We start from the raw sequence: 9,602 nt of genomic DNA, 5'->3' as shown, positions 1-9,602 counted from the left end.
TGAATATGCGAATAAGAGCATTTCTGAATTTAGGAAGGATTTAACCTTTGCCGAAATCACCCCCGACCTGCTTACAAAATATGAAAGCAAGATGCTGAAGGATGGCAAAAGTCCATCAACAGTTAGTATCTATTTGCGATGCCTTCGCGCAATTTATAACCTTCAAAACATTGATAGAAGTTTATACCCATTTGGCGAACAGAAAAGCAAGTACTCGATGCCTACCAGTCGAAATATAAAGAAGGCGCTTACCATTGAAGAAATAGCTAAAATTTACAACTACGAGGCGCCTGCAGGAAGTACTAAGGAAATGGCAAAAGATTACTGGCTGTTCCTATACTTATGCAATGGGATGAATGTAAAAGATTTCTGTTTATTGAAGTGGAGCAACATAGACGGGCAAATGCTCAATTATAACAGAGCCAAAACGCAGGGAAGCAGAAAAGAAAGCAAATTGATTTCTGTTGCATTGAAGCCTGAAACAATGGAAATTTTAAAAAAGTGGGGGCAACCGTCCATTTCAAAAGATGCTTACATTTTTCCGCACCTAAAGCCCCAAATGAGCGCTGAAAATGAACGTGCTGCATACAAGCAATTGACTAAAATTATCAATTTGTACATTAAGCGAATTTGCACTGAATTAGGATTGAATAGAGACGTAACAACCTACTTTGCAAGGCATAGTTTTGCTACCGTCCTGAAGCGTTCAGGTGCTAAAATTGAAATGATAAGTGAATTATTGGGGCATAGTTCCGTAGATATTACAGAAAGCTACTTAGATAGCTTTGAAAAGGAACACATTCAAAAAGAAACAGACGTATTAACAATAGGATTCAGAAAAGCTAACTAAGCACATACACAATGGAAACCAGCAAAGCACTTGAAAATCTAATTTACTACTCAAAGGAAGCAAGCCCGTTGAACGATTTAGAGCAAATGTTTCATGCTTACCTATGTTCAGATATTGCAGACGATAAAGAACAGCGTGAAAGCGTTGTTTTGACGTACCAATTTATAAAAAACCTGCTTGCCGAAACAAACCTCAACAATAGTAACAAATGAACCATAAAGAACTTGCCGACTACATAGAAGCCGACATTGAAACAAGGTATGAAATCCATAAGGTTGGATATTTTAAACTATACCCCAATGCTACATTGGACAAATTTCACAGTTTTACGGTAACGCATTTGAAATTGCAAACCGAAAAATACCTCACAAAAAAAAGGGTAACACCTATAGACCCCACTGAAACTGAATTATACAATGCAGAGATTGAAGTAATGGATTATATTCAAAATTTGAAAGGTGACCCCTTAAATGATAGGTATCTAATAAATTCAAATTTTTGGGAACAGGAAAAAACCAAACTTGACAACATAGGTTTCCAACGGGAAATTGAAAAACATGGTTTTTTTAAAGTAAAAGCAGGAACAGAAACAGTTAAAATATACAACCCACAATTAACTGTTATTTTAATATCAATTGAACTGCCAGTTAAAAATTTAGATACCCAAACAGAAACCGCAATAAACTGCTGGGAATTCCTAATGACTTATATTAAAGGATATAAAAGAGGCGAACAATTTTTTGAAAATAAAATAATGGTTTCACCGACCATAATATACAGTCCAAATGCTAAACAGTTTATAATAGATATTCACATGAAATATTTTCATGTTCAGCATGGCAAGGGTAAAGGTTGGGTTTATGTGAAAAACGTAGAACCCTCCATTTTAACTCACGAATTAATTGAGGAATATGGCTACTATTCAGGATTAGTGAATAAGGTTAGGGAGCTAATAATTGAATACCCCGAACAGTTTGCATCATTTGAGAATTACGAGCACCACATGCAACCACAACAAACGAAAAAAGAACATGAAACGATTGAATTGAAACCTGTATTGAAACCCGAAGCCGTGCAAATTGTATTCGATATTATAAAAGATTTTTTTAGCGTTGAACAACAAACTGAACTAAAAATGGTAATTGAAACAGGAAGAAAAGCCACTAATAAAATGCTATTCAAAGGACATGGGAATAGGCTTTCCGACACTTTTAAGAAACTAATTGAACACGATTTTATTACAGGCTGTCAAAAGCAAGATTTGATTAATTGGATTATTTCGAACTTTACCTACACTCAAAATGATACGGTGAAAGATTTTGTCTATGATACAGTTGAAAAAACAATTTCCCGAAATTATTACCCTTGCAAAAGTCCATTGATTACAATAGAGAATGGGCAAATACAAAAAGTAGTTCAACCCCGAACTAAAAATTACAATAAATATTAAAAACCTTATGCTGTTACAATACCTGAATTAAAACAGCATTGTAGCCGACCTGAACACGCAGATAACATTGCAGCATTATTAATTAATAATGTAACCAATGGAAAATTTAACAGAGGGCTTGACCCTTGAAACATTGCCAAAAGCATTTTCGCAACTTACCAATGAAATAAGCGAAATCAAAAGGCTGTTACTTGAAAAGAGTAACGAACAACCAACCGAAACAGATTGTTGGTTAGACTTAAATGAACTTTGTCATTACCACCCTGACAAACCCAGCAAGCCGACAGTTTACGGCTGGGTGAACGCAGGTAAAATTCCCGTGCATAAGGGCGGCAAAAAGTTGAGGTTTTTAAAATCTGAAATCAACAATTTTTTGAAGCAAGGCAGAAAAAAAACATCGGTTGAAATTGTCAACGAAGCCGACACGTCCCTGAAAAAAAAAGGGGGTTACAATGGTTAAGACATTGAACACCCCCTGCAATTCTTTTCCTAATAGACGGGGAAAAGATAAACATTTTGAGGCGCAAATGAAACAGGTATTTGAAGCATTCAAACGTAAGCCCTCGACTATGTTAATGGTATCTTTTGAAACGGGTATTTTGAGGGCAAATATTTGCCGTTACGTTGCTGAATGGCAAAAGACTGATAATATACAGTTATTGGAACAGGGGCTTTGTAAAGTATCGAAACATTGTGCTGGGTACTACACCACCGATACAAATTTATTTACTCAATCTTAAATCTGTTTTGATATGGAATTAGATACAAATTTTGAATTTGATAAATATGGCATAGGTGCTAAGGATATTATAAACGAAGTTGAACAACTTTTGAAGCAAGTCAATGAAGATAAAGAAAGCAAAGGACTGTTCACCGTAAAAACTGCCAGCCGTTGGATTGAACAAGCTAAAAACCGACCTATTCCGCAAATGCTTTTTGGTGAATTTTGGTTTGAAGAAGAACTATGTATATTATTTGCAGACACCAATTTAGGGAAGTCAATTTTAGCTGTTCAAATTGGTAATAGTATAAGTAAGGGTGAACAGATTAGTGGTTTTAAATTAGAAACTCCAAAACAACTGATTTTATATTTTGATTTCGAGTTAACTGAAAAGCAATTTGAAGGAAGGTATTCTATAAAAAATGATATCGAAAAAAGGTACGAACAGCATTACAATTTTGATAACAACTTTGTTCGGGTTGAAATAAATCCTGATGCCAATATACCCGAAACTCAAACATTTGAGGATTATCTGAACTATTCATTGGAGCAGAGTATTACTGATACAGGTGCAAAAATTTTAATTATTGATAATCTTACTTACCTGAAAAATGAAACAGAAAGAGCGAAAGATGCATTGCCATTAATGAAGCATTTGAAGGCATTGAAAAATAAGTACGGACTTTCAATATTAGCACTTGCACACACACCCAAAAGGGATTTATCAAAACCAATTACCCGAAATGATTTACAAGGTAGTAAGATGTTAATTAACTTTTGTGATAGTTGTTTTTCTATCGGTGAAAGCCATAGCGACAAAAATTTAAGATACTTAAAACAAATTAAGCAACGGAATACTGAACAGATTTACGATGCTGAAAATGTTTGTGTTTGTCAAATTGATAAGCCCCTTAATTTCTTATTGTTTGAATTTGTGAATTTCGGTAAAGAATGGGAGCACTTGAAGCAACACACCGAAAAAGATAAAGAAAACCTTAACGAAAAGGTAGGTGAACTAAAACGGCAAGGTAGAAGCCTTCGGGAAGTTGCAGCTGAATTGGGTATTTCTCACATGAAAGTTAGTAGAATTTTAAAAGACTGTAACACATTGTAACATCTGTAACACTCCGTTACAGGTGTTACACTTGTTACGTTAAAAAATAAATTATGAGTAAACACCGCTACATTTTAGAGCCGTATAAGGCAGGAATCAATTCTCGTTACACTTGTCCTAATTGCCAACAGATTAAAAAATTTTCGCTGTATATTGATACGGTAACAGGTAAACACGTTCACCCCACCGTTGGCAGGTGCGACCGTGAAAGTAATTGCGGAAACCATTATACACCAAAACAATATTTTCAAGAGAACAATATTCCATTTGACACACTACAGTTCAATCAATACACCCCCCGACCTATTGCGACAAAAGCAAAGCCTATTTCGTTTATTCCTGATGAGGATTTCAAAGCAAGTTTAACCGACCACGAAAAAAACCACTTTGTTAAATTTCTCATTAGCTTGTTCGGTTTTAAGATTGCCAGCGATTTGATAAGAGATTATTTTATTGGTACATCAAAACATTGGGACGGTGCAACTGTATTTTGGCAGATTGATATAAAAGGCAAAGTCCGAACTGGCAAAATAATTCAATATGAAATAATCGATTCAGTTGATTCTATAATTGGGGAAGACTGTAAAAGGAATAAGACAAATTTTCCACCCGTCTATTGGGTGCATTCGGCTTTGAAAATTGCAGATTTCAAACAATGCTTCTTTGGCGAACACCTGCTAATTGATAAAACGAAACCTGTTGCAATTGTTGAAAGTGAAAAAACGGCTGTTATTGCCAGCATTTACCGACCTCAATTTATTTGGCTGGCAGCTGGCAGCAAAGAAGGGTTGAGCGCTGAAAAATGCAGTGTGCTGAAAGGACGAACGGTTGTGCTATTCCCCGACATTGACGGATTTGAAAAATGGAGCAGCAAGGCAAATGAACTTTCTCACATTGCAAAATTTAACGTTTTTGATTTATTGGAACTCAAAGCAACCGAAGCAGAAAGAATGCAACAACTTGACATTGCCGACTATTTGATAAAACTAAATTTAGAAGATTTCACCGAACGAAAATCCGAATACCCCAACCCACCTCAAACTGTTCAAGCAATTTTTAAAAGTGCAAAATTTGAGCACCCCACATCTATTGAATATTTTAGTGAACATGAGCACCCAAAACCCGAATGCTGGGAGCAGGAAATTGAAGAACTTGAGAACTATTTCAAAAGCATTGAATTGCCTACCCAGCCCGTAATACTTAACAGTTGTAAAAAAATCTCAAATTGTTCTTCATTCATAGAAACCAATATAGCAACAGTAAAAGCGAACAACGGCAAAAGCACCTTCTTACCTTATCTTAATCGATTACAGGAACTTAAACAGATACTAACAATTAATTTGAAGCAACATGAATGCAAGTGAAATAGAAGTGCTTGAAAGATACTTTCAAACGAAAAATGAACATTGGAACAGTTACACCCGTGAAATACTTTGCGAGGTAATGCAACAAGGTAATTTTGAGAACCCTGAAATACCGTTGAGGTTGTTCAGCATTTCATTAGATATATTTCAAAATCAACATCGAACCCCATTAAAAGCAGTTCAGGAATATGCAGCTGAAACAGATAAACTGAATTTAACAATTGACCAAAAATTATTTGTTAATGGTTGGGTTAGCAGGTATTTGAATAATTCAGAATTTGACGATATAGATACAAGCGAAATTCAAAAATTGCTTAGAAGCCAAACCGAAAAACTGAAAAATGAAAAGCCGAAAATTGAACACAATAAACCATTGACAGGAAATATTCGGGACACGCTCAAAGAAATGATACAAAAGGAAATCACAAGCCTACCCGACACGCTCAAAGAACTTGACCCAGTGCAACGGTTGAATATAATTTGCAAGCTCATTCCTTATGTATTGCCAAAAGTTGAAAGCGTAACGCATACGCAGGGCGAACCTATAAACGAAACAGAAAGTAACGGGGCGAAATGGCAAGTTCCTTAGTAATTTAGGTTTCAATTTCAGAAAAAAATATCTTTGTACAAAAGCTATCCCAAAATGACAAGATTAATACTAAGTATTTCACTATTAATAATTTTTGTCTTTAATGTTAATGGACAAGAAAGTGAGAAAACCGCACTTGAGAAGAAAATTTTAAAGGGGAAAGTTAGTTTTCTTGAGGAAACAACATTTGCTGCGGTTGACTACTTTGGTGAGGTAAAAAAAGATACTTTAATACGCAAGTTCACCTTCAAGTATGATATCAATGGAAATGAAACTGAAAAACATGAACTTTTTTTAGACTTTAAAGAACCCGTTGTTATAACTAAAAATAAGTATAATAATGAGGGGATGATAATTGAACAAAGTATATTTCAATCCAAAGAGAGTAATTCTTTAAAAATCTACAAATATGACTTAAAGAACAATTTAACTGAAATTACAATTTATTTCTGTGGTAAATTATCAGGAAAAACAAAAAATGAATATGATGATTATGGAAATAATATTGAGACAAGAAAGTATAAAGAAAATGGGGAAGTAAGTAAAATATATTTTAACAAATTTGATATCAGGGGTAATAAAATTGAAACAAGATGTCTAAATAAATTTGGAAATTTAAGTCATCGAATAACTGTTGTTTATGATGAAAAGGGAAATGAATTAAGTGATTTTTGGGACGATTCAAGCAATCCTGATATTTATTCAAGAAAACACACTTACAAATATGACTATTATGGAAACAGAATAGAGACGAAATACTACCGTTATCCTGATTTCAATTTAACACAAATAGATGAATACAAATATGATAACTTTGGAAATATGACAGAAGATTTAAATGTTTTTTGGTATTTATCCGAATCGAAAAATTTCAAAAATGATGAGGTATTGGGGTCTTACTATAAATATGAATACGACTATTTAAACAACTGGACTAAGAGAATAAAGTACAATAATTTCATCTTAGACCAAATCACAGAACGAACTATTGAATATTATCCTGATTGAGTAATTTCAGATGCCAAAGCCCTCAACATTTCCGATACTAATAGACGAACTAAAAAACATCGGTATTCCATTTTTGACAAAGCACGGTTACATGAAACCGAATGAATCGAAACACGGAACAATTAGCTGGGAACGATACGGCAAGAAAACAGGAAGCATTTCAATATTAGTAAACACCGAAAGCGAAGCACCTCGAATTTTTTTTAATTACAAATGCAATGAAACCTTAATTAAGTATGAGGTGCAACTTGTTTCTGTTCCTTCTAATTTAGGGAAGGGGCTTGTTTGGTATTTCATTTGCCCTATAACTGGCAAGCGCTGCAGAAAGCTATATTTAGCAAACACATATTTTCAACACCGTTCAGCGTTCAGCGGTGCAATGTATCAAAAGCAAACTTGCTCGAAAAAAGATAGATACTACAGTTTGATGTTTAGTACAATATTCAAATCTGAGCAAATTTACGAGCAAATTTATAGCAAGAATTTCAAAAAGACATATTTAGGAAAGCCAACAAAAAGGTATTTGAAACTGCTACAGCAATTATAGATTATAGTTCAATTGACAGCAAAAATGTAGTAAACACATAGTATTTATAAAAATGGTTTAATACATTTGAAAAAAATAAAATTATGTCTTCAAATCATTTCGCGGAACAAAAAGTAACAATTGACTTTCCAATTGCAAAAGTAAAAGAAGCTATAAACAGCATTCTTGCCCAAAAAAGCACAAAATACCCCCATAAAAAAGAGAATTTGAATGAAATAATGGGGACTTACCAATTTTTTGAATTAGGTATTAACTCGCTACAATTCAATTTAAGTCTAAGCGAAATATCTGAAAGTAAAACGGAATTAAATTTTAGAGTAACACCCGACGTAACATCAAAAGCAAGTTCATCGTCTTGTGCTCAAGGCATAACCAATTTTCAAGGGCACATTTCAAATACTCTAACTGGGCAGCCATTAGCATCGTCTTCGGGTTGCGCTATATTGGTTTTAGTTGGTATTGGAGCAACAATGGCAATGATGTTCTTTTAGTTAGATTTTACAAATCTCCTATTTTAACATCATTTCAACTGAACTAATCGTTTTTTCAACCTCGCTTTCTTTTGCGTATCTTGTATAAATCGCTCCTAAATTCTGGTTAACAGCATTAATTGTGCATATTCCTTCAGGGCTATAATTTAAACCCATGGATGAATATTCATTCTCATTCAAAATTAGCAATGCTTCTTTCGAAATATTATTAAAAACCCACTGATGCAATTTTGGCTTTACTGAGCCCTTACAAATCTCACCAGATTTTAAGAATTCTATATTTTTCTTAATACTTTTTATCTTCTCATTCCCTTCTCGCTTATTCCTATTTTCAGCGACAGCCGCATCTATTTCAATTTTTGTAATTGCATCCTCATTAGCTTTTTCAATTGCATTTTTAACTCTTTGCTTATCTCTAAAATTATCGAATAAGAAAAAAGCGCAAATGAAGATTCCTAAGGCTATTACTATGAGTAGTAGCTTATTGTAATTATTCGATTCTTGAGCCATATTTTGAATATTAGAATTGTAAAACTAAAGTTTTTTCACAATAGGTATTGCATCAATTATACACTCTTAATTTTAATGCTAAGCAGAGATTCGCGTTACAAATCTGTTACAATTCAAAAAATATAAAAGGGGCACATCGCTGTAGCCCCTTATTTTATTGGTGGAGAATACCGGATTCGAACCGGTCACCTCTTGCCTGCCAGTCAAGAGCAAACCACAAAACAAGCAAATAATAAATAGCTAAAAACAATAATACAACCCCATTAAAATAAAGCATTACAGAAGATTTTATTAATATTTAATATTTGTTTGTTTATGGTTGTTTTGCTACTTTTGCGTTACAAAACCGTTACAAAAAATGAAATCCATAATAAACAAAGCACAAGCAATCATTTACATTGATACGTTAAGACCAAAGCGGAACGGTAAGTGCTCGGTGAAAATTCGTGTTACTTTTATGGATAAGCGGAAATACTTTTCTACAGGTGTTGAATTGAGCGCTGAAGATTTCGAAACGGTAATGAGCACGAAAAAGAGTGCTGTTAAAAACGAGGAACAGAAAGATGCATATTCAAAAATTAACAAGTGTTTAACAAAAGCAGTTGACGCAATAAGCATCTTACCAGTTTTCACTTTCAGTTCTTTTGAAGAAAGCTATTTGGAGCAGCGTAATACACGAAGCAGTGTATCATTCGCATTTGAGAAAAATATTGAGCGGTTGAGGTTGGATAATAAATTAGGAACAGCCGACTGCTATGAATACGCGAATAAGAGCATTTCTGAATTTAGGAAGGATTTAACCTTTGCCGAAATTACACCCGACCTGCTTCAAAAATATGAAAGCAAGATGCTGAAGGATGGCAAAAGTCCATCAACAGTTAGTATCTATTTGCGATGCCTTCGCGCAATTTATAACCTTCAAAACATTGATAGAAGTTTATACCCATTTGGCGAACAG

The 9,602-nt window shown here is 34.1% G+C and carries 10 protein-coding genes; 9 read left to right on the top strand and 1 reads right to left on the bottom strand.

From position 1 onward, the window contains the following. The first annotated feature begins 19 nt into the window (after nt 1–19). The 8 genes from ACIQ2I_RS05900 to ACIQ2I_RS05865 all read left to right on the top strand — a co-directional run bounded on the left by ACIQ2I_RS05900 (nt 20) and on the right by ACIQ2I_RS05865 (nt 8,134). Nucleotides 20–850, top strand: a complete 831-nt coding sequence (locus ACIQ2I_RS05900) for a tyrosine-type recombinase/integrase (RefSeq protein ID WP_396181510.1) — start codon at nt 20–22, stop codon at nt 848–850. 208 nt (nt 851–1,058) lie between these two features. Continuing rightward, entirely contained in the window at nt 1,059–2,300 is a 1,242-nt protein-coding gene (locus ACIQ2I_RS05895) for a hypothetical protein (RefSeq protein WP_396181509.1), read from the top strand. A gap of 97 nt (nt 2,301–2,397) precedes the next feature. Then, nucleotides 2,398–2,760: a helix-turn-helix domain-containing protein gene (locus ACIQ2I_RS05890; protein ID WP_396181508.1), complete on the top strand. Its 363-nt coding sequence runs from the start codon at nt 2,398–2,400 to the stop codon at nt 2,758–2,760. 292 nt (nt 2,761–3,052) lie between these two features. Continuing rightward, a complete protein-coding gene (locus tag ACIQ2I_RS05885; protein ID WP_396181507.1) occupies nt 3,053–4,135 on the top strand; it encodes an AAA family ATPase in 1,083 nt (360 codons plus the stop codon). A 53-nt stretch (nt 4,136–4,188) separates the two neighbouring features. After that, nucleotides 4,189–5,499 (top strand): DUF6965 family protein, encoded by a 1,311-nt coding sequence (locus ACIQ2I_RS05880; RefSeq protein WP_396181506.1) that lies wholly within the window; start codon nt 4,189–4,191, stop codon nt 5,497–5,499. Beyond that, a complete protein-coding gene (locus ACIQ2I_RS05875; RefSeq protein ID WP_396181505.1) occupies nt 5,486–6,088 on the top strand; it encodes a hypothetical protein in 603 nt (200 codons plus the stop codon). The genes ACIQ2I_RS05880 and ACIQ2I_RS05875 overlap by 14 nt, the downstream gene beginning before the upstream one ends. 54 nt (nt 6,089–6,142) lie before the next feature. Next, nucleotides 6,143–7,096, top strand: a complete 954-nt coding sequence (locus ACIQ2I_RS05870; protein ID WP_396181504.1) for a hypothetical protein — start codon at nt 6,143–6,145, stop codon at nt 7,094–7,096. 630 nt (nt 7,097–7,726) lie between these two features. Beyond that, the gene (locus ACIQ2I_RS05865; protein WP_396181503.1) at nt 7,727–8,134 is read left to right on the top strand and encodes a hypothetical protein; all 408 of its coding nucleotides are present in this window, start codon (nt 7,727–7,729) and stop codon (nt 8,132–8,134) included. Nucleotides 8,135–8,152: 18 nt separating this feature from the next. On the opposite strand, the gene ACIQ2I_RS05860 is transcribed toward ACIQ2I_RS05865, so the two are convergent. Continuing rightward, the gene (locus ACIQ2I_RS05860; RefSeq protein ID WP_396181502.1) at nt 8,153–8,644 is read right to left on the bottom strand and encodes a hypothetical protein; all 492 of its coding nucleotides are present in this window, start codon (nt 8,642–8,644) and stop codon (nt 8,153–8,155) included. 358 nt (nt 8,645–9,002) lie between these two features. On the opposite strand from ACIQ2I_RS05860, the gene ACIQ2I_RS05855 reads away from it, so the two are divergent. Next, a partial coding sequence (locus ACIQ2I_RS05855) for a phage integrase SAM-like domain-containing protein (RefSeq protein ID WP_396181501.1) occupies nt 9,003–9,602 on the top strand: 600 nt, incomplete at its 3' end.

The sequence above is a fragment of the Flavobacterium sp. genome (genome assembly GCF_044368995.1).
In the GTDB taxonomy this organism is placed as follows: domain Bacteria; phylum Bacteroidota; class Bacteroidia; order Flavobacteriales; family Flavobacteriaceae; genus Flavobacterium.
This window is presented reverse-complemented; position numbering and strand designations above follow the sequence as displayed.